We start from the raw sequence: 19606 nt of genomic DNA, 5'->3' as shown, positions 1-19606 counted from the left end.
TTAGCAGAGCCATATCTGCTGAAGTGAGTTCATTTTGCGTATTGTTCTCTATGGGAACAGGTATGCCGATCGAAGCCAGGCTTTTTAACATATTTTCCGATGGAGCAAGGTCTCCACGCAAGACCCTGGAGAGATTTGAATGGTTCACTCCCGCCTCTGATGCAATAGCCCGAATGGATTTACCTGGTCTGTATTGTTTTAATAGCTCTCTCAAATGGTTTCCTTGTTTTTGATCCCATTTTTTCAAGACATTAACCCTCCTGATTGGTTTCAACACATTTCATATTGTATCATAATATAATACAAATACTACACATTTCAAGTCCACAGATGTTGCAATAGTAGTCGTTTTGTATTATAATTATAAGTACATTAATAATACAAAGCAACAAATATATTTTTATGTTGTTGCAGTAATGATGGGACAAGTATCGGGGGAGGTGGATTTATGCCTCCTCCTAATCGTATTTCCAGCGGAAGGGTCAAATACTATAATAAGGAAGGAGCAAGAGAGGAGATGACACAATTGTATCATCGAGATTTTATAGATTTGGTATCAAATTTCAATGTCGGTGATCGCATAAGGGTTAAGTGGACAAGCAAGAGGCAGGGTATAGGTAAAGAATGCTATATATCTGAAGGGAATATTGTTCAGATAACAGATAATGCCATCTATATACGTGGGGATGTTGGTTTTACTGCCGGAATTAATAAGGGTGATATAGCTATGGGGGTAGAGATCAAGCAGATTTCATAAAATGCCTCCTGGGGTTGACCTCTATTTGCATTTCCACAGGCATCATCCGTAGTTCTATCCTGCTTTCCTTCAATTCAAAGATATAAAAAAACATTCCTTTGGTGCCAGGGTTATCATTTATCAGTTCTACCGTTTTATTTTAATTTTAGGAAGGAATTATTTGATTAATGTAGAATAAAGTAACATCTGAATATGAAACCATATATAAGACCACGAAGGTCACATATCTGCAGAAGCAGGATTGGGGCTTTCGTGTTTTTTGTTTCCATTTTCAGTCCGGACTCCGGAATTTAACTCAAAGGAGGTATCTGCGATGAGCCAAAATCAGAATGCAGTTTGGCGAGACACTCCGGACTTGGTGGCTGAGGTATGGCTGGAGCTAACCAGCAACCATGGGCATGAAGGTAAAGATTTCGAGGTGCATCTTAAATGGGGACACAATATGCAGACAGGCGGGCTTGTCCACAAAGAAGGAATCAAGACATGGTTAGTGACTCCTGCCGGTGAAGCAAGAGAAATTGTTCTTGCGCCAGGTGGGCCAGATTTTTATGCCTTGAACTTTCTCACACCTGTAGATGGGTTTTATCACGTGGTTACGATAAATAGTGGTAACTACGTTATGGATCAGGAAGGTAAGTATCTCCCCGGCACCCGCAAAGAACATCCAGATGCAGATCAGGCTATTTTTTATAATCAGTATGCCCAGGTTATTCTTCCGGTAGGGCATGGCCTGGAGGATGTTCCCGGGAAGGCGAATATGCCCTTGGAAATTATTGCACATTTATGGAAGCAATGGCGTGCAGGTGATGAGATTAATTTACAAGTACAATTTCGTGGTGAGCCTTTGGCTGGTGCAACTGTAGACTTCGTCTGTAAGGGGCCTGGTGGATATCAAAATTGGCAGGAGATGACAGGTGCCAATGGTGAAATCACCTTAATTGCACGGGATCCCGGTTACTACCTTATTGTTGTGCGCCACAGGGTACCAGAGGGTGAAGAAGGTGTTTATGATGAAAGATCCTTCACAGTAACTTTGTGGTTTATGGTAACAAAATAGAATAAGAAGGCTTCAGGTTTTACACCTGTGATTATGGGAAGATCTCCCCATGTCGAAATAGTTGTGTCGAAATAGTTGTTGCAATTGTGGATACAATGTATTATAATAAAGTAGTGTTTCGTTAATACAACATAAACAAATATCAAATGTCGCATCTGTACGGAACCGTTTTTGCAAAATAATTAATAAAGAGGGGGTTTTTGCCCCCTCTTCTTGTTGATATTTAAATAGGTTAAGGGGTAGGTGGTCTGCCCAATTGTTGAAAAGTGTTTATTAGCAAGGGAAAGGAGTTGATATAATTGAATCATCGAGACTTTTTAGATTTAGTAGCGGATTTGAATGTCGGTGACCGCATAAAAGTTAAATGGGCTAACAAAAGGAGAGGCATAGGTAAAGAGTGCTATTTATCTGAAGGGAAGATAGTTCAGATAACAGATAATGCCATCTATATTCGCGGAGATGTTGGTTTTACTGCAGGAATTAACAGAGGCGATATAGCAGTAGGGGTACAGGTTAAGCAGATTTCTTAATCTGCATACCCGTACTCTAAACACAGAACAAAGCGGAAAAAACTAACATGGAATGGCTAAATAATTCTTGCATTTCTATCTCCCAAACGAGTATAATAAATGAAATAACATAGGAAAAGATCAATGAAGGAGAAAAGTAAGCCGGTCCCAGTTTCACAGGAAGGGGATGTCACCGACTGCAAGCATTCCCGGAACATGGTCTGCCGAAGTTCTCTCCGGAGATGTCTGCTGAAACCGCGCATGCGGCAAGTAGGTTCGACCGTCAGCTCCCGACGTTACAGGGGAGGGGGTATCGGAATTATTTCCCGTACTCTTTGATGAGTGGGTTCCGTTTTTTTAGCGGGCCAAGTCTGGGTGGTAACGCGGTAAGCACAAGCTTCTCGTCCCTTGGGGATGAGAGGCTTTTTTGTTAGATTTTTTTATTTTGTGCCGTATTGCTGCCCTGGGAATAGAGGTCTGAAGCCTGATGTCGGAGGTCGGAAATTACCAGGAACCGTTTCTACTGCTTCCGCAACATTACATGACTTTGGCCCTGTTTTCATTATCCGCTGGTGCTGTGCGGCATGGGGGCCTGCCTGGAAAAGAATTCAAGAGGCAAAAATCCGATCGAGGCGGAGCTCCCTTGTATGAGCGTCTGCCTGGGAAAATTCCTGTACCTGCATGAGTGGGCCATTTTGGCCAAATAGGGTGGTACCGCGAAAAGCCCGTCGCTTTCGTCCCTTTTTTGGGAAGTGGCGGGCTTTTATATTCAATTTACAAAGAGGGGGGTTGAAAATGGTTGTGGTGATGAAGTTAACAGCGAGACCTGAGGAAATTGCTGCTGTACAGCAGAGATTGGAGCAGGCCGGTTTTCAAGCGCATTTCATCCACGGGGTGAAGCGCCTTGTCATTGGTGCTGTCGGGGACAGGGCTGCGATAAATTCACTGGGATTGGAAGCACTGGCCGGGGTGGAGAGGGTAGTGCCAATCATGAAACCATATAAATTGGTGAGCCGGGAGGTTAAAGGGGAAAACAGCCTGATCAAAGTGAAAGACGCTGTCTTCGGAGGCGGCAAGCTGGTTGTGATCGCTGGCCCCTGTGCGGTGGAAAGTAGGGAGCAACTGCTCACTGCTGCCCGCAGGGTGCGCCAGGCAGGAGCTATGGTATTGCGTGGCGGTGCCTTTAAACCCAGGACATCACCTTACAGCTTCAGGGGGCTGGGCAAAGAAGGGCTGCAGCTGCTGGCGGAAGTTGCCAGAGAGACCGGTGTGGCCACTGTCTCTGAGGTGCTGGATGAGGCGAGCCTGGAGATGGCTTTGGAATATGTGGATATGGTGCAGGTGGGAGCCAGAAACATGCAGAACTTCAGGCTTCTGCAGGCCGTAGGGTGTTGCCAAAAGCCGGTTTTACTGAAGCGCGGTTTCTCAGCAACCATCGATGAGTGGCTGATGGCTGCCGAATATATTCTTTCGGAAGGAAATGAAGAGGTGATCCTCTGTGAGCGGGGTATTCGCACCTTTGAAACCGCTACACGCAATACCCTTGATCTGAGTGCTGTTTCTCTGGTGAAAGAATTGTCTCATCTGCCGGTGATTGCTGACCCCAGCCATGCTACAGGGAACCGCAAGTTGGTGTCTCCCATGTCCAGGGCTGCAGTAGCTGCAGGGGCAGATGGCTTGATCATCGAGGTGCATCCGGATCCCGCCCATGCTTTATGTGATGGGCCGCAGTCCCTTTCTCCTGATGATTTTGACCTCCTGATGGGAGAACTGCAGGGGATAGCTGCGGCGATGGGGCGTGATCTGTGATATGGAGCGCGGGGTATATTGCCTGGGGTATCTGGGGCCGCGAGGTACCTTCTCTGAGGTTGCTGCCCACAGGTACTGTGAAAGAAAAAAGTGTGAATTGGTGGAGTACAGCTCACTGGAGGATATCTTGAGGGGGGTTGCCTCCGGTATGCTGGAAGAGGGGATAGTTCCTGTGGAAAACTCCACAGAGGGTTCAGTGGGTATTGTCTTTGATCTGTTGGCTGGGCCTTATGACCTGGCTGTGCGGGGAGAACTTCTTGTGCCAGTTGTCCACAGCCTGCTGGTGCGGCCCGGGGTGGCATTGCGAGAGATCGAAAAAGTTCTCTCCCACCCCCAGGCACTTGCCCAGTGCCGCGGCTTTCTCCACAAAGAACTCCCTGCTGCGAAGTGGCAGGAGTGTTCCAGCACCGCGGCCGCGGCTGTACTGGTGGCTGGATCTAAGCAGCCCTGGGCTGCTCTAGCACCTGCTGCTGCCGCCGATGTATATGGCCTGGAGGTACTGATACAGGAGGCCAATGACTGTCCTGATAATATGACGCGCTTCTGGGTGATCGGAAGGGAACAGTTGCCCTGTACTGCTGAGGTTTGCAAAACATCACTGGTGTTTAGTGTCTGTGACCGTCCCGGTGCCCTCTATCTAGTGCTGCGGGAGTTTGCCCTGCGCGACATTAACCTGACACGCATCGAATCAAGGCCGGCAAAAAGAAGGCTGGGGGAATACATCTTCTTCCTGGATTTTATCGGATCCACCATCGACCCAGCCATCCAGAACCTCCTGCTCAGTGATCTCAAAGAGATTACTACAGGACTTAAAGTATTGGGTTCGTGGGGTCAGGCTTGAGTAATTTACTTTCTGCCCCATGACACCGGAAAAAGAGAATACCCGGAGAAAAATGGATCAGAAGAACCGTCCCCGTGATCCGCATTGGTAGTGTTTGACACTTGTATCAGACAATTCTATAATATAGACAGGTAGGTAAATAAGGGGTAGGATATTGTTTAACCTTGGAAGGAGGTAGGCAGATGAGTATGATGCGCAAAGATCCCTGGCGGGAACTGGCAAACTTTAGGGATAGTGTGAACCGTCTGTTCGATGAAACCGTCGGTAAACGTCTTCCAGTTCCCAGTTGGCCAGGCTGGATGGAATGGAAACCCTCTGTTGATATCGTGGATGAGGGGGAACAATTTGTTGTTAAAGCTGACCTGCCTGGTTATAGCTCAGAGAATATTAAAATAAAGGTAACGGAAAATTCTGTATCCATACGGGGTGAACTCAAAGAGGAAAAGGAATTCCAGGACACCTGTTACCAGGTTCGTGAGCGAAGCGCCGGTTCCTTCTCTCGCACCCTTCCCTTCTCAATTCTGTTGAAGCCTGAGGAGTCCAAAGCCTCATTTAAAAATGGGGTGCTTGAAATTACTCTTCCTAAGGCTGAGGTGCCAAAAGGGCGCACACTGGATATTGAAACTGAATAATGAATAAAAATGAGGTGTAGGCATTGTTATTCCTACCCCTTTTTTTTATCAATTAGTCATGATGTAAGACAAGCTTGCTTATGATATTGTAAGCAGGCTTTATTATTTGGATCTGCTTTCGGGTGCAATATGGAATAAATAGATAATGCCAGTGACTGGTTGGGTGAACGGGGAGTTTCTAAAACGACTCTTCATTTTACAAAACTCAAAACCAGGACAGGTTACCTGGAGGTATTCTGGTGCAGCCCGAAAGATGGAGTGAACAGGATAAGGTGCGGGTTCCCGTCAAGTTTGAAGAGCAAATGTGCAAAACAAAGCCTCTGGCTTTGCTTACTGGGCGAACGCCAGAGGCTTTTTTCGTAAGATTACAATGTCATCTTATCGGTTGAGAGCGGCATAGGCGTCAACAATACCGCCTGACCGCACCTTTCCTTTAAGTTCCGGCAGTGGTCTTGCAGATTTCAGAAGATGCTGCCGGACTGCTGCAGGGGCTTTATGCGGGTTTTTGCCGTAAAGGAGAGCCGCAGTTCCCGCCACATGGGGTACTGCAATTGATGTTCCACTGATATAGGCGAATTTGAAGGCAAGTCCGCTACGGGATGTTTCCGGGTTGACCGGGTAAAATAAATCGTGAAAAACCGGTGGCGCTCCCAGGTCAGATCCATCGAGGATGCATTGGAAACCTTCATAGGTGCTTCCGGGAAGGCCTGTGAGATCATAACAGGGAAGACCCTCCATAACTATTAGGGCTTGCAGCACCTCAGCTGCCCAGCCTTCATTGCCGGATATGGCGTTCTCTCCGGAGAGAAGAAGATTCCCTCCCTGCTCAATGTAAGCCGTGAGGTTGCTGATGTCTGTTGCAGTGAGTGGGGGGTTTTCTTCTCCACTGCGGCCGGTCTGCCAGACAACCAGATCGTAGTTTTGCATTTTGTCCACTGTTGGGCCATCACCGCTAAGGCCATCAACAGTGGGGACAAGGTATGCTTGATATTCGATCCCCAGTTCATTAAATACTTCTGTCCAGTACTTGTTGCAGTCCGGGTAAGATGCTTCTGAATTATCATTATCAACCAGCAGAACACTTGGGGCGTTTTCACCTGTAACAGGATTCCACTGCGGCCATAAAAATTGCAGTTCAAGGCTGACCAGGGAAGTTCGCTTTTCAAATCCGGCGATATCCTGCAGTCCAAAGCCCCAGGTAGCTGTACGGGAACTGCCCTGTTGTGCCTCCACCGCTGCCCCAAAATAATCCCCTAGAGTTATTGTGGAGAGGACATTGCTTCCTGGCGCGGCAAGATCAACGGTTTTAGCCCCGGTATTGGATGCCCAGCCATGGTTCTCAAAGCTACATAATAAGCCCCTATTATCTACTGCGGTCACTGAGATTACATTCGGGCAGTCGAATGCTGCAGGAAAGTACTGGTAACCCACGGTTTTGGGGAGGGCGTCCAGATCCTGCCCGTCATTCCCTGCCGCTGCAACAAACAATGCTTTCGAGTCAAGAATGGCTTTGGCCAGTGGCTTCAATTCCGTTTTGTAAAATTGGGGGTCTTCTGCACGTGTAGGAAAGTAGTCACCCCAGCTGGCGTTAATCACCTGTATCCCCTGTTGGCGTGCATAATCCAATGCTTCTATAGCATCGCTCAAGAGGCCTACACCCTCATCGCTGATAAATTTGAGGCAGACGATTTTGGCATTGGGGGCGATGCCGGCTATACCGAAGTTGTTGTTTGTGCTTGCGGCAATAACCCCTGCCACAGCAGTTCCATGTCCATCGGCAAAGGGATTGGCGTAGTTGAAAACTTCATTATTATCATCGGCAAAATTCCAGCCGTAAATATCATCAACATAACCATTACCATCGTTGTCAATGCCGTCACCTGGTATTTCTCCGGGATTCACCCAAATCTTGCCCCACAGATCAGGGTGGTTGATATCGATCCCTGTATCCAAAACCCCTACCAGTACCTCCTCAGATGAGGTGACAGAATTCCAGGCGTCAGGGGCGTTGATATCAATATCTGCAGTCCCTGGAACCAGGGAACCTGTAAGAAAATCCACTATACCCTGTCCGTTGTTTGTCAGTGCCCACTGTCTGGAGAAAAGGGGATCATTCGCAGTACCTGCAGGCCGAAAACGGTAATTGGGGACTGCGTACTCTACATCATTACATGCGCGAAGTTGACTCAAAACCTTGTTCATTTTTCCTTCGGTGATCTCCAGCAACTCTGCACCGGTATCTCCAATGTTTTTTAACTTGGATAAACCCAAGTTTTCCATTTTGGCTTCTTTTTCTTGATTAGTGCAACCATCCTTGAATTTGACGATCACCTGATCTGGCTCATAATCTGTGTTAAAATTCTTTCCCTGCCATGGGAAGCTAAAAGTTGGAGCAGAGTAAGCGCAGGTTGCAAAGAGCAGTGTAAAGGCCAGCACCAGAGCCATCAGCCGAAAAGATTTTTTCATAAGAATTTCCTCCTTTGAAGAAGATATTACCGAACCTAATAAATATTGTAATTACGGTATGCTGACATCCTTTTCCAGATGGGTATATTCAGAAATTTATAGCATTACTGGAATTGATAGCATATAAGCATTTTTCAACATATATAGCAATATTCCTGCAGCAAATTAGAATTTTTTAGAATAGTTTTCATCCCGCGCTCCTCAGACTTCTGTTTTTAGGGTTGGTGGTTAGTCATTAGTTGTTGGAAATTGTTGACTGATCCCGGTTGACATACCTCAATTTGTAATATAAATTAATAATAGCTACGTTATAAGAATAATTCCTATCTAGGAGGCATAGCCATGGTATTGGGAGAGGTTCTTGGGCAGCTGAAAAAGACAGGAATCAGATTGACACCACAGCGCCAGGAAATCATGATAGTGCTTTTAGAAAGGTTCCAGGAAGGGGGGTCACCCCTCAGTGCTGATGAAATCATGCAGTCTGTAAAGATGCGCTATCCTGGTATAAGTCTAGACACGGTTTATCGAACACTGGCTACCTTTACCAAGGAAGGGCTTGTCAGAGAACTGCAGTTCAGGGATCATTCGAGACGTTTTGAATTAGTCGGTAAGGGGGAGCACCATCATCATCATCTTGTCTGCCTCAGCTGTGGCAATATCAGAAAAATACCATACTGCCCTGAAGATTGTTTAGAGCGTACCCGAAAGTGCTACCCGGAATTCGAAATTTCAGACCACAGTTTTACTGTATACGGATATTGTCCAAAGTGCAGGGAAGATTAATTGACCGGGGTGATAATTCAGTATGTGTCAAAGTTTATGGAATAAGCCGGCAAAACTCTTATGCTGGCTGCTGGTATTGCTGCTGCTTATGGGAAGCTTCAGTGGCTGCCGGCAGGAGAAAGTGAGCAGAGATGGAGTATCGGAAAAAAAGCTTAAAATTGTGGCAACAATCTACCCGCTGGCAGAGTTTAGCTCAAGGATAGTGGGGGATAACGCCTCTGTTACCCAGCTCATGCCCCCAGGCAGTGAGCCACACCACTGGGAACCCTCACCGGCAGATATGAAGCAAATTTACGATGCGCAGGTGTTCATTTATCATGGAGCAGGGATGGAGCCCTGGGTGGAAAAGATTCTTCCTGCGCTGCAAGAAAGGAAAATAAAGATCATCAAGGCAACAGAAAAAGCGGAGATGCTGACTTTCGCAGAGGAAGAAAGCCTTGGTGTGACTAAATTTCTCGGTTCCAGTTCTTCAGGGGGTGAGCAGATCCATGAGCACAACCATGGTGATGAGAATGGTGTTGATCCCCATGCATGGTTGGACCCCCTGCAGGCAAAGAGCATTGTTTCCTATATAGCTCAGGAAATAGCTGCAGTGGATACGGTTTATTCCGATTGTTATCTGCGCAATGCCCAGGCAGTGCTCGATGAGCTTGATCAGATCCACCAGGAGTACAGTGTGGCAGTTTCTCAGTTTCAAAGGCGTGATCTCGTGGTTTCCCATGCTGCCTTCGGTTACCTGGCGAACCGCTACGGGCTGTGCCAGATCCCTATTTTGGGTTTGACCCCGGAACAGGAACCGGATGCAGCAACAATAGCCGGTGTCATTGATTTCACGCGCAAGCAGAATATCAAGTATATTTTCTTTGAAGCAATGGTCAGCCCCAGGGTTGCCGAGACCATCGCTCGAGAAACAGGAGCAAAGACGCTGGTACTCCATCCCATCGGTGCCTTAACAGAGGAAGAGAATAAAAAAGGGTTTGATTACTTTGATTTGATGCACCAGAATCTAGAAAACCTAAAAAAAGCACTTAAATGAAGGTGAGAGTATGAATGCGGTTGAACTACGGAGTATGTATTTTGCATATAATGAGAAACTCATCCTGGAGAATATCAATTTGTCAGTGGAAAAAGGTGAATTTTTGGCTCTCATCGGACCAAATGGTTCAGGCAAATCCACTCTGGTGAAGCTGGTGCTTGGACTGCTGCGGCCTGCACAGGGGCAAGTATTTATATTTGGGACCAGTGTTGATAGATTTAGAGAATGGCACCGTCTGGGCTATGTTCCGCAAAGGGCGGCCTTTGACAGCCACTTTCCGGCTACAGTCAGGGAAGTGGCTGCCACCGGGCGCTTTGGAAGGGTTGGACTGGGCCACCGGCTGCGGCAGGAGGACTGGAAGTCTGTTGAAGAGGCACTGGAGATGGTAGGGCTTCTTTCTCTACAGCACAGGCCACTGATAGAATTGTCCGGGGGGCAGCAGCAGAGGGCGTTTATTGCCAGGGCTCTGGCGAGCAGCCCCGATATCTTAATACTTGATGAACCACAGGTGGGTCTTGATGACCGCTATGCATATGATTTTTACCGGCTGCTCCAGCAGCTGAATAAGGAGCAAAGGATTACTATTATCATGGTTTCTCACGATGTTAGTGTAGTAGGGCAAATGGCAAAAAGGATCGCCTGCCTGAACAGGAGATTAATCTGCCAGGGATCTCCCAGGGATATATTGACTCCACACAACCTCAACTATATCTATGGGACTGAGTACTCTGCTGTTGCAGGCTTACACTAGCAAAGAGGGGAATGAGCGGAGATTGCTATTCCTGAAGTTGCCGACATGGTCGCAGGTTTTACACTAGCAAAGAGGGGAATCATTGATGGCAATGCTGCAGTATGATTTCATGGTTCGCGCCCTGATCGCCGGTTTGGTGATCGGCTGATCTGCCCTGCTCTGGGTATGTTTCTCGTAATTCGCCGGTATTCTTTTATGGCGGATACCATTGCTCACATTTCACTGGCAGGAGTTGCCATTGGCCTTTGGATGGGAGTGGCTTCGTCTGTTACCCCTCTGCTGATTCTAGTTGTTGCTGTTCTGGGTGCGCTTGCTGTGGACCACCTTCGTTCACGCACAAGCCTTTCGGCAGATGCCCTGCTGGCCTTGATGATGAGCGGGGGACTTGCCCTGGCTATTATTTTTTTTGGATTGGCCAAGGGAGGTGCCCTGGATATCACTTCTTATCTTTTCGGCAGCTTGATGACTGTAAGCAGCGGTGATTTAAGGCTGATACTGGTTGTTGCGGGGATTGTGCTGTTGTTTCTGGTGCTGCTGTACAAGGAGCTGTACTTTATCTGTTCTGATGAAGAGTCCGCCCGGGTCTCCGGGCTTCCTGTTGACTGGCTCAACCGTCTTTTTATTTTTCTGGTGGCTTTGACCGTTGCTGTGAGCCTCAGAGTTGTGGGGACATTACTGGTTGGTGCCCTGATGGTGATACCGGTGCTGGCCTCCCTTATCATAGGGCGCAGCTTCAAGCAGGTGCTTTACCTCTCTTTGGGGCTTGGAGTGATCTCTACCCTGTTGGGGCTGACCGCCTCCTATCAGTTCGGGTTGGCTGCAGGGGGCTGTGTTGTGCTGACTGCCCTCTTCTTCTTTGCCCTATTCTACGCCCTCAAACAGCTGCTTACATACTTCAAGCGCCGCAACGCCCTCCAAGAAAATAAACGGTGACAGTCACCAAAAGCGGCAATTTGTATAGACATCTATTTTAAAAAGGTGCCGGGCATCTGGTGGCTATCAATGTAGTTCCTCTTTTTTGTTCCGCGGTGTGGCGATAATCATGAATTTTTGACCGCTGTGACTGCCGTGTGTCTGGTAGTCCAGTCCTTCCTTTTCCAGTATGGTCAGGATCCTGTCTGTTTCATGGGCATCTGCAGCCTCCAGATTGAGCAGCAGATGATCACCTGGTACCAACTTGGATGTTGCAGCTTTGACTATTTCGATATCTCCGGTGCCGATAGATGGACCGAGGTCGATATTGATTTCCCGCATGTTGTACCCCCTGTTCGAGTAATTCTTCCTCTAGAAATATTATCTGCTGTATTGCCTGGGTTATTCGGTGACAATAACCTGGGAATCATTAACAGGAGACAAATCACCTGAGTAACATAACCTGCCTCAACATGTCTATACAAATTCAGCTAATTGGTGACAGTCACCAAAAATAGCTAGTTGTATAGACAACTACCCTAAAATGGTGACAGTCACCTTTCGTTACAACTTGTATAGACAAATCAGGCAAAATGGTGACTGTCACCGTCTGGTAGTCACCGTATGGTAATAAGATGGGTTCCGCAGGGGAGACAGGGGTCAAAGGATCTAATAATGCGTCCCAGGATTGTCTCCGCTGGTACTTGAGGGGGGATCTGTGTGCTCAATAGTGCATTTTCTGCGGGGCCGTGTTTTCCGAAGCGGTCTTTGGGTGCGAAGTTCCAGACTGTGGGTGTGATGATGTTGTATTCGGTTATCTGTTCGCCGGATATCCTGGCCTGATGCAAAAGTGGCCCGCGCATGGCGTCGGTTAATGAAGTGACACTCCTTCGAACCGGAATCTTCTTTTGGTTCAGAGGGGGAGGCCCCTGTTTCAGCTTGTAAAGCCATTTTTCAACCAGGTCAGCGATTAAATATGTTTCCAGGGAGCGGGCGACTATCCGATCCATGGTACCGGTGCCCCCCTGGTCATTTTCCGTTGATCAGCATACGGGCCAGTGGCCCTCCTTCAAAAAACTCCCGGTTGTATTTTACCGTCTTCACCCAGGTATAGGCCCCCGGCTTATTTGGGTCCGGTATCAAGTCACCACCTGGTTCTTCTCTGAGCCAGGTGCTTGTCACTTCTTCGTGGATCAACTCCGTCTGCAGGGGTTTAAGCTGTCCATTTACCAGCACTCCGCTCTTCCAGAGTACTTGTTCGTTTTTCGGTCCAAAGCGGAAGAGTCCGAAGGAGAGGATGCGTTTTGGGGTTCTTCCTATTTCAAAATAATCCCGGTAAGCACGGGCGATAATTTCAGTGTCCGGCAGCATACGGGAGTGGATAAACTCTTGGATACTGTTAATCAGAGCAAGAGCACGGTTGATCTTATCGGCTGTGGGTGCTACTGTGACACCCCCGTGCAGAAAACTGTGCTGATGGGGTATCTTGCCTCCAAAAAGGGCGATGATTTCGTGACATCTCTGGGATGCCTTTGCTGCTTTGAAATAATGCTCTGAAAGGCGTTTATTATCGGCGGAATTCAGTCTCAGGTCTGTTGTGTTTTGCTTATGGAAGGGAGGGACATCAGGCATTTTAACAAAATCCGGTATGCTGAAAATATAAAAATGTCTGATATGATTCTGCAGGAAATCAGCTGCGAACATGATGTTGCGCAGGTACTGAGCGTTTGCAGAGATATCGTTGTCATAGACGGCATCAATAAGATAACTGGATACAGCACCATGTGCCAGGGAGCAGATCCCGCAGATGCGCTGCGAAAGGTAAACTGCATCTGTAATGTGCCGGCCGCGCATGATCCACTCAAAGCCGCGAAAAAGAGTGGCGCTGGTATCCGCTTCTTTGACCACCCCACTTTCCACTAAAACCTCTACTGACAAAAGGCCGCTCAAACGGGTGACTGGGCTGAATATGATGCGCTTAGTCATTCCCTGCCCCCTCCTTTTAGCTGGGGTGGAGCGGGTTCTGTTGTCACTGGACCGGCTCGAACAGATCGAGGGTTTTGTCCGCCGGGCGGAAGAGGCCGCCGGAAAAATTGAAGAGCTGACCGCTCTTGCTGCAACTTATCTATACTGCCTTCCCCACCTTTTTGTGGCATAGGGGTAAAAAAGGGGGTGGAACCATCAGGAAAATCAGGGTTGGTGCAGCCGATGCAGGGAGTGTTTGCTTTGACCGGCCAGTTTACATAATTATCCCACTGCCTGTAGGGGCAGTCCGCTCCTGTCTTTGGCCCCACACAGCCCTGTGAAAACATGCACTCGATATCACCCAGGCTGTCAGCCAGGTCATTTCTGTCGAAGTAAGAGCGGCGTTGGCAGTGGCGGTGGACGGTAAACTCATAGAAGAGGGATGGGCGTCCCAGTTCATCAAGCTCCGGAGGCCCAAAAAGGAGCAGGTGGGCGAGGGTTCCCATCAGCCAATCAGGGTTGACCGGGCAGCCGCTGACATTGATTACCTCTCTCTGCAGCACGTTCTGTACACTGGTGCTGCCTGTGATGTTTGGCCGTGCAGCAGAGGGGCCGCCAAAACTGGCACAGGTGCCGGCAGCAACGATGTATTTGGCTCTTTGCCCTAACTGTGTGACTGCTTCCAAGGCGGTGATACTGCCTTTTTTTGTTCTAAAAATTACGGTATAAAGCCCATTGTCCCGAAGGGGAACAGCTCCTTCCACAACAAGGGTGTATTCTCCGGAGTACTTCCTGGCAGCGATGTCGAGGAGCTTCACTGCATCCTCCCCCTGAGCTGCCATAAAGGTGTTGCTGTAAAGAAGGTCGATTATATCCTGAAATATATTTTCCAAATAGGGGAAAGTGGAATTCATAAAGGAGATGTTGTTGTCGCCGCTGTCGTTTGTTTCAATCCAGATGACAGGCAGCTTTTGTTTGTGTTTGTGGTGATGTCTTTTGATGAGGGGTAGAATTTCTCCTAAGAGGTCACCAGGGTTGGCAGCGGCGTTGCGGCAGATCTTCTCAAATTCTTTTTCCATAACAGCAACTCCTTTATTGTCAAGTAATTTTGCGGATAAGTGTGAAAGGCATGCCAGATGCAGTGTCGCTGGAGGGATAGGTGGATTTTGAGCTAAGAAGTTGTATGGACATGGCGATGCCTTCCACAATTTGATCTATTATACGTAATATGGTGTAAATGGTGCAGGCTTTGTTACAGTTAGATGAATATATTTTATAGAGGGTGTTTTACAGGCAGGATATTTGGATAGTCTGGTCGAAATAATTACTGACGAATAATGGCACCATGGAGGTGTTATTCCTTCCTGAATGAGGGGCAAATACTCTATTGGTGCTTATTTTCTGTATAGGGGGGATTCGATTATGTGCCGGGAAAAAACCGACTGGGAAAAATCGTTGGAGTTTCATGGACACATCTGTATTGGCCTTGCTCTGGGCTATCGAGCTGCTAAAGCAGGGTTAGAGAGTTTGGAAGCGCGGCGGTCTCCGGATGAGGAAATTATCGTTATTGCTGAGACAGATAACTGCGGTCTTGATGCTGTCCAGGTTGTTACCGGGTGTACTATGGGAAAGGGCAATCTCATTTTCCGGGACTACGGAAAGAATGCATATACCTTTGGGTGCCGGGATACAGGGAAGGCAGTACGCATCATAGTAAAACCGCGCGATACAAATTTTCCGGAGGAATTTACGGCGCTCCGGGAACGGATTCGTGGGGGTAAGGCGACTCCAGAAGAAAAGGAACAGTTGCGCAAGATGCAGTTGGAAGTGATCTCTGGGATCCTGCAGGCTCCACAGGAGGAACTGATCCAGGTGCAGGATGTACAGCTTGATCTGCCTGAAAAGGCACGCATTTTCAGCTCTGTAACCTGTGCCAGGTGCGGTGAATTAGTGATGGAGCCCAGGGCCAGGGTGAGGGATGGGCAGTTTGTCTGTATACCCTGCAGTGACTATTACCCATCAAGGGTGGCAGGATAGATAGTAGTCGGTGGTTGGTCGTTAGTCATTGGAAAATGGATCACGTGGATCACACGGATGGTTCTCGTGATCCATTTTTATTCATTAGGGCTGGACTGGTGATGTCTCCTATTTCAGTATCCATCTGTAGTTCATCAAAGTCTTCGCCTACAAAGGAATTCTGGTTAATGTGGTTGACAAAATCGAGAACAATTTGCAGTCTGTCTTCAGGGAGCACTTTAATCAGTTCAATCAATTTTTCACGAAGAGAGTCCACGGCACAAATCCTTTCTCCTGAGAAGTTTGCTGGAGATATTGTTACCCATAAACCCTAAGAATATCCCTTCTAGAGTATTATCCGTTCTTGATGGGCGTAGATACTCAGTCGTTTTCCCCTCACAAACCCCAGCACTGTGATCTGAAGATCTTCCGCTAGTTTAAGGGCGAGATCTGTTGGTGCGCTCCGTGAGATCAAGATGGGTACTCTCATCCTGGCTGTTTTTAAAAGAATCTCCGAAGAGACACGCCCACTGAAAATGATCATTTTATCGTCCCTGGGGATTTCTTCAAGAAAACACTGGCCGTGGATCTTGTCCAATGTGTTATGGCGGCCGATGTCTTCTTGAAAAATAAGGATATCTTCTCCCTGAGCCAGGGCAGCATTATGGACACCGCCGGTGCGCTGGAAAAGACGTGATCTCTGCTGTAATTCTGCAGCAAGCTTGAGAACTGTTTCTGCTTTCACTTTAAGCTGAGATGAAATAGGGGGTGGGGGAGCAGGAGTAACTCCAGCTGCAGAGACACTGGTTCCGCTGCGCCCGGCACTGGGGGTAATGCAGCGCTTTACAACTAACCTATCTGCCAGTTCCAAATCAGGGTTGGTTTCGATGTATACCGCTTCCTGTTCAGCATCGAGATTAACTGTCCTGAGGTCTTCCCGCTTTTTCAAAATTCCCTCAGCGCAGAGGAAACCTACTGCCAGATATGCCTGATCCCGGGGAGAGCAGACCAGTGTAGCCGTTTCTTTAGAGTTGACAAAAACCGTGAGGGTGGTTTCACAGACAATAATGTCTTCTACCTCATGGCAGCCGTTTTCATCAAACTGGATGATCTTACGGGGTGTTGTTAACAACTCGCTGTTCACTCCTTTCAAGATGCAGAAATGCACTGGGGACGGTTCCTAGCGCATTTCTGCGCAAGGACCGTACTCGTGTCACGCTTGGTTCTCATAAACGATTTTGCCGTTGATCAAGACAAGTTCCACCTTTGTGCGCCAGTCGAAGGGATGGCCGCTGAGAACGATGATATCTGCATCTTTTCCCTTTTCCAAACTGCCTACACGGTCAGCTATTCCCAGGATCTCGGCGGGGTTGATGGTGATCGCCTTGAGGGCTTCCTCTTCATCCATGCCGTCTCTTACAGTCAGTGCAGCCAGGAGGGGGAGGTACTGAATAGGAACCACCGGGTGGTCGGTCATAATGGCCACCTGTACTCCTGTCTGAGAGAGAACACCTGCTGTTTTGAAAGAGCGGTCTTTCAGTTCAACCTTGGCTCTGCTGCTCAAAGAGGGGCCGACAACAGCGGGGACACTTCTTGTGGCGAGTTCCCCGGGGATTTTATGTGCTTCTGTGCCGTGCTGAATAATAACATTAAGGTGGAATTCATCCGCAATCCTGAGTGCGGTGATGATATCATCAACCCGGTGAGCGTGTACCAGCATAGGGATTTCACCGGAAATGACGGGAAGCATGGCTTCCAATTTAAGATCCCTATCCGGCTGTTTGTCTGGATCTTTTTTTCCCTTCTTGATTTTGGTCGCATAGTTCTGCGCTGCTACCAGGGTTTCCCGCATGAGTGCCGCTGTTGCCATGCGTGTCATTGGCGCTTTTTTCCGGTTCCCATAAACGCGCTTAGGGTTTTCACCTAAAGCCACCTTGAGTCCCGCGGGGTTTTTTATAACAGCCTCGTCAGCGGTTCTGGCGTGAGTTTTCATGACAACACTCAAGCCCCCGATTACATTGGCACTCCCAGGTCCCGTCATTACAGTTGTCACACCACCGTGGATGGCATCTTGAAAGGCCAGGTCCTCCATATTGATGGCGTCCAGGGCACGCAGGTGAGGGGTGACCGGATCAGAGCTTTCATTGGTATCATCCCCCTCAATGCGGTAAATTTCCTCATAAATGCCGATGTGGGTGTGGGCATCGATAAAGCCCGGGAGCACATACTTTCCTGTGACATCGATGACCCGGGCACCGGCAGGTGGTGATGGGTAAGGGGAGAGTGCAGCTATCTTCTGGCCCTTTACCACAATACTGCCTTCTTTATAAACTTTTCCTGCCATTGTCATAATATTTCCATTGATAAGTGCAAGCAATATCCTGTTCCTCCTCTACAAAAATTATCAGCCCCGGTCCAAACCGGGGCCGGATATGACAGTGAGAAATTAAGCTTCCAAAAAACTTATATGAAGAGAGGTGTGATTTAGTACCGGATCAAGTTGCTTTAGTATTATTCTTTTTGTAAACTCCTCAAGATATCCAGGTTGTCCCTGTCTTCCTTCAAATCTGGCCCCTTCGGAGTTTCCAGAATCAAGGGCAGACAAGATAGCTCACTGTTGTTGACTATCCAGCGAAACCCTTCCAGCCCGATCCTGCCCATACCGATATGTTCATGGCGGTCGCGCCTGGAGCCCAGTTCTCCCTGTGAGTCATTCAGGTGAATTGCTTTTAGTTTGTCTAAACCGACAATCTGATCAAACTCTTTGAATGTTTCCTCACAGGCATCATTGGTGCGCAGGTCATAGCCGGCGGCAAAGATATGGCATGTATCTAAACAGACCCCCAGTCGTTCCGGATTGAAGCTTTCACTGAGCAGTTTAGTCAGGTGGTCAAACCGCCCTCCCAGGATCGAGCCCTGTCCCGCTGTGCTCTCCAAGAGGATGGTCACCTTGGAATTATCAGTTCTTTTCAAGACTTCATTGAGAGCAATGGTGATGCGGTTCAGCCCTACCTCTTCCCCTGCACCGGTGTGTGCACCCGGGTGCATGACCAGGAAAGGTATTTCCAGGGCAGCGCAGCGCTCTACCTCTACAATAAGTGCATCCAGGGATTTCATCCACAGGTCCTCATCAGGAGAGGCAAGATTGATCAGATAGGAGTTGTGGGCGATCACCGGGGAAATCCGTGTTTCCCGGAGCGCTTGCCGGAAGCGGCTAATATCTTCGATGGCAAGCGGTTTGGCCTTCCATCTGTTGGCGTTTTTGACGAACACCTGAATCGTTTCACAGCCAACCTTTTGCCCGCGCCAGACCGCCTGATCCATACCCCCTGCAATAGACATATGTGCTCCAAATGGCATAGTGTTATCTTCTTCCTTTCTTAGGCATAGAATCGCCTGTCTCTAATTCGGATGACATGACCGGTTGTGACCGGTCACGGAACTGCAGGCTGTGCGAATAATTCGTTTAGGCCCTGATAAACATAAAATATGATATGCTAAAAAATGAGCACCTCTGCATGTTGTGTGCTTCAAGCTCACATTTATTACTTTTGACACGACCCCCGTCCCCCTGTCACCACCTGTCACCCCTCAACCTCTGTTAGGGCTTTGTCGAGGTTGGAGATCATTTCATCGACATTGTTTTTATTGATGACAAGCGGGGGTTGGAAGGCCAGGACGTTTCGCAAGCGGCCGTTTTTGCCGATGATGATCCCATTGTTCTTCATTATTTCTAAAATGCGGTCCACTTCTTCAAATGCTGGTTCTTTTCCGTTTTTGACGAGTTCTGCTCCCTGCATCAGCCCGATTCCGCGCACATCACCGATCAAGGGGTGTTTGTCTTTGAGTTCCAGCAGTTTCTCACGAAGATATACTCCCAGTTTTGCTGCGTTCTGGACAAGCCCTTCCTTTTCGATGACATCCAGTGTGGCCAAACCCGCGGTCATAGAGACCGGGTTCCCTCCCAAAGTAGAAGCACCTGGGCGGGTGTAACGGTCGGCAATCTCTGGAAGGGCTGTGAAAACACCGATAGGAACCCCATTTCCTAAGGCTTTGGCCATGGTCATGATAT

At 48.2% G+C, this 19606-nt stretch carries 23 protein-coding genes; 11 read left to right on the top strand and 12 right to left on the bottom strand.

Annotation, left to right across the window (positions count from 1 at the left end; genetic code table 11):
• Positions 1 to 247: helix-turn-helix domain-containing protein (locus SSCH_RS01020; RefSeq protein ID WP_044663845.1), on the bottom strand; the 247-nt coding region annotated here is incomplete at its 3' end.
• A gap of 201 nt (positions 248 to 448) precedes the next feature.
• On the opposite strand from SSCH_RS01020, the gene SSCH_RS01015 reads away from it, so the two are divergent.
• The 6 genes from SSCH_RS01015 (at position 449) to SSCH_RS00985 (ending at position 5605) form a co-directional block, all read left to right on the top strand.
• Positions 449 to 757 (top strand): hypothetical protein, encoded by a 309-nt coding sequence (locus tag SSCH_RS01015; RefSeq protein ID WP_044663844.1) that lies wholly within the window; start codon positions 449 to 451, stop codon positions 755 to 757.
• A 313-nt stretch (positions 758 to 1070) separates the two neighbouring features.
• Positions 1071 to 1814, top strand: coding sequence for a DUF4198 domain-containing protein (locus SSCH_RS01010; protein WP_044663843.1), 744 nt, complete (start codon positions 1071 to 1073; stop codon positions 1812 to 1814).
• Between the two features lie 299 nt (positions 1815 to 2113).
• Positions 2114 to 2344: a hypothetical protein gene (locus SSCH_RS01005; protein WP_044663842.1), complete on the top strand. Its 231-nt coding sequence runs from the start codon at positions 2114 to 2116 to the stop codon at positions 2342 to 2344.
• Between the two features lie 774 nt (positions 2345 to 3118).
• The gene (gene aroF, locus SSCH_RS00995; RefSeq protein ID WP_044663840.1) at positions 3119 to 4132 is read left to right on the top strand and encodes a 3-deoxy-7-phosphoheptulonate synthase; all 1014 of its coding nucleotides are present in this window, start codon (positions 3119 to 3121) and stop codon (positions 4130 to 4132) included.
• 1 nt (position 4133) lies between these two features.
• Positions 4134 to 4973 carry a prephenate dehydratase gene (gene pheA, locus SSCH_RS00990; protein ID WP_044663848.1) on the top strand — a complete coding sequence of 280 codons (840 nt, stop codon included), beginning with the start codon at positions 4134 to 4136 and terminating at the stop codon, positions 4971 to 4973.
• A 182-nt stretch (positions 4974 to 5155) separates the two neighbouring features.
• Entirely contained in the window at positions 5156 to 5605 is a 450-nt protein-coding gene (locus SSCH_RS00985) for an Hsp20/alpha crystallin family protein (protein ID WP_044663839.1), read from the top strand.
• A 378-nt stretch (positions 5606 to 5983) separates the two neighbouring features.
• Here the strand turns inward: SSCH_RS00985 and SSCH_RS15965 are convergent, their stop codons facing one another.
• Positions 5984 to 8071, bottom strand: coding sequence for a S8 family serine peptidase (locus SSCH_RS15965; protein ID WP_052835164.1), 2088 nt, complete (start codon positions 8069 to 8071; stop codon positions 5984 to 5986).
• 342 nt (positions 8072 to 8413) lie between these two features.
• Between SSCH_RS15965 and SSCH_RS00975 the strand changes: the two genes are divergently transcribed.
• Genes SSCH_RS00975 through SSCH_RS00965 form a run of 3 tightly spaced genes read left to right on the top strand, consistent with a single transcriptional unit; the run spans position 8414 to position 10641 of the window.
• Positions 8414 to 8854, top strand: coding sequence for a Fur family transcriptional regulator (locus SSCH_RS00975; protein WP_044663838.1), 441 nt, complete (start codon positions 8414 to 8416; stop codon positions 8852 to 8854).
• 22 nt (positions 8855 to 8876) lie between these two features.
• Complete coding sequence (locus SSCH_RS00970) at positions 8877 to 9890, top strand: metal ABC transporter substrate-binding protein (protein ID WP_044663837.1); 1014 nt, start codon at positions 8877 to 8879, stop codon at positions 9888 to 9890.
• Positions 9891 to 9900: 10 nt separating this feature from the next.
• Entirely contained in the window at positions 9901 to 10641 is a 741-nt protein-coding gene (locus SSCH_RS00965) for a metal ABC transporter ATP-binding protein (protein ID WP_044663836.1), read from the top strand.
• 63 nt (positions 10642 to 10704) lie between these two features.
• Here SSCH_RS00965 and SSCH_RS18610 read toward each other — a convergent pair whose 3' ends face one another.
• Positions 10705 to 10857: a hypothetical protein gene (locus tag SSCH_RS18610; protein ID WP_198142053.1), complete on the bottom strand. Its 153-nt coding sequence runs from the start codon at positions 10855 to 10857 to the stop codon at positions 10705 to 10707.
• Between SSCH_RS18610 and SSCH_RS00960 the strand changes: the two genes are divergently transcribed.
• Complete coding sequence (locus SSCH_RS00960) at positions 10837 to 11574, top strand: metal ABC transporter permease (protein WP_232294129.1); 738 nt, start codon at positions 10837 to 10839, stop codon at positions 11572 to 11574. The genes SSCH_RS18610 and SSCH_RS00960 overlap by 21 nt on opposite strands.
• A 66-nt stretch (positions 11575 to 11640) precedes the next feature.
• Here SSCH_RS00960 and SSCH_RS00955 read toward each other — a convergent pair whose 3' ends face one another.
• The 4 genes from SSCH_RS00955 to SSCH_RS00945 form a co-directional block, all read right to left on the bottom strand.
• Complete coding sequence (locus SSCH_RS00955) at positions 11641 to 11895, bottom strand: hypothetical protein (RefSeq protein WP_044663835.1); 255 nt, start codon at positions 11893 to 11895, stop codon at positions 11641 to 11643.
• 275 nt (positions 11896 to 12170) lie between these two features.
• Positions 12171 to 12563 carry a nickel-dependent hydrogenase large subunit gene (locus SSCH_RS20635; protein WP_198142051.1) on the bottom strand — a complete coding sequence of 131 codons (393 nt, stop codon included), beginning with the start codon at positions 12561 to 12563 and terminating at the stop codon, positions 12171 to 12173.
• Between the two features lie 19 nt (positions 12564 to 12582).
• Entirely contained in the window at positions 12583 to 13539 is a 957-nt protein-coding gene (locus SSCH_RS20630) for a nickel-dependent hydrogenase large subunit (protein WP_198142050.1), read from the bottom strand.
• The gene (locus SSCH_RS00945) at positions 13536 to 14726 is read right to left on the bottom strand and encodes a hydrogenase small subunit (protein WP_269746084.1); all 1191 of its coding nucleotides are present in this window, start codon (positions 14724 to 14726) and stop codon (positions 13536 to 13538) included. The genes SSCH_RS20630 and SSCH_RS00945 overlap by 4 nt, the downstream gene beginning before the upstream one ends.
• Before the next feature lie 214 nt (positions 14727 to 14940).
• Between SSCH_RS00945 and SSCH_RS00940 the strand changes: the two genes are divergently transcribed.
• Entirely contained in the window at positions 14941 to 15555 is a 615-nt protein-coding gene (locus SSCH_RS00940; protein WP_044663834.1) for an FmdE family protein, read from the top strand.
• Positions 15556 to 15604: 49 nt separating this feature from the next.
• Here SSCH_RS00940 and SSCH_RS00935 read toward each other — a convergent pair whose 3' ends face one another.
• From SSCH_RS00935 to SSCH_RS00915, 5 genes are all read right to left on the bottom strand, one after another.
• On the bottom strand, positions 15605 to 15811 hold the full coding sequence (locus SSCH_RS00935; protein ID WP_044663833.1) for a hypothetical protein: 207 nt from the start codon (positions 15809 to 15811) through the stop codon (positions 15605 to 15607).
• A gap of 69 nt (positions 15812 to 15880) precedes the next feature.
• On the bottom strand, positions 15881 to 16678 hold the full coding sequence (gene fdhD, locus SSCH_RS00930; RefSeq protein WP_232294130.1) for a formate dehydrogenase accessory sulfurtransferase FdhD: 798 nt from the start codon (positions 16676 to 16678) through the stop codon (positions 15881 to 15883).
• 69 nt (positions 16679 to 16747) lie between these two features.
• Positions 16748 to 17911 (bottom strand): amidohydrolase, encoded by a 1164-nt coding sequence (locus tag SSCH_RS00925; protein WP_044663831.1) that lies wholly within the window; start codon positions 17909 to 17911, stop codon positions 16748 to 16750.
• A gap of 134 nt (positions 17912 to 18045) precedes the next feature.
• The gene (locus tag SSCH_RS00920; protein ID WP_232294128.1) at positions 18046 to 18876 is read right to left on the bottom strand and encodes a deoxyribonuclease IV; all 831 of its coding nucleotides are present in this window, start codon (positions 18874 to 18876) and stop codon (positions 18046 to 18048) included.
• Positions 18877 to 19118: 242 nt separating this feature from the next.
• The coding region (locus SSCH_RS00915) for an aminotransferase class III-fold pyridoxal phosphate-dependent enzyme (RefSeq protein WP_044663829.1) at positions 19119 to 19606 on the bottom strand (488 nt) is incomplete at its 5' end.

The sequence above is a fragment of the Syntrophaceticus schinkii genome, assembly GCF_000946815.1.
Taxonomy (GTDB): Bacteria; Bacillota; DSM-12270; order Thermacetogeniales; family Thermacetogeniaceae; genus Syntrophaceticus; species Syntrophaceticus schinkii.
The sequence above is the reverse complement of the archived record's forward strand: the minus strand, read 5'-3'. Positions and strand labels throughout refer to the sequence as shown.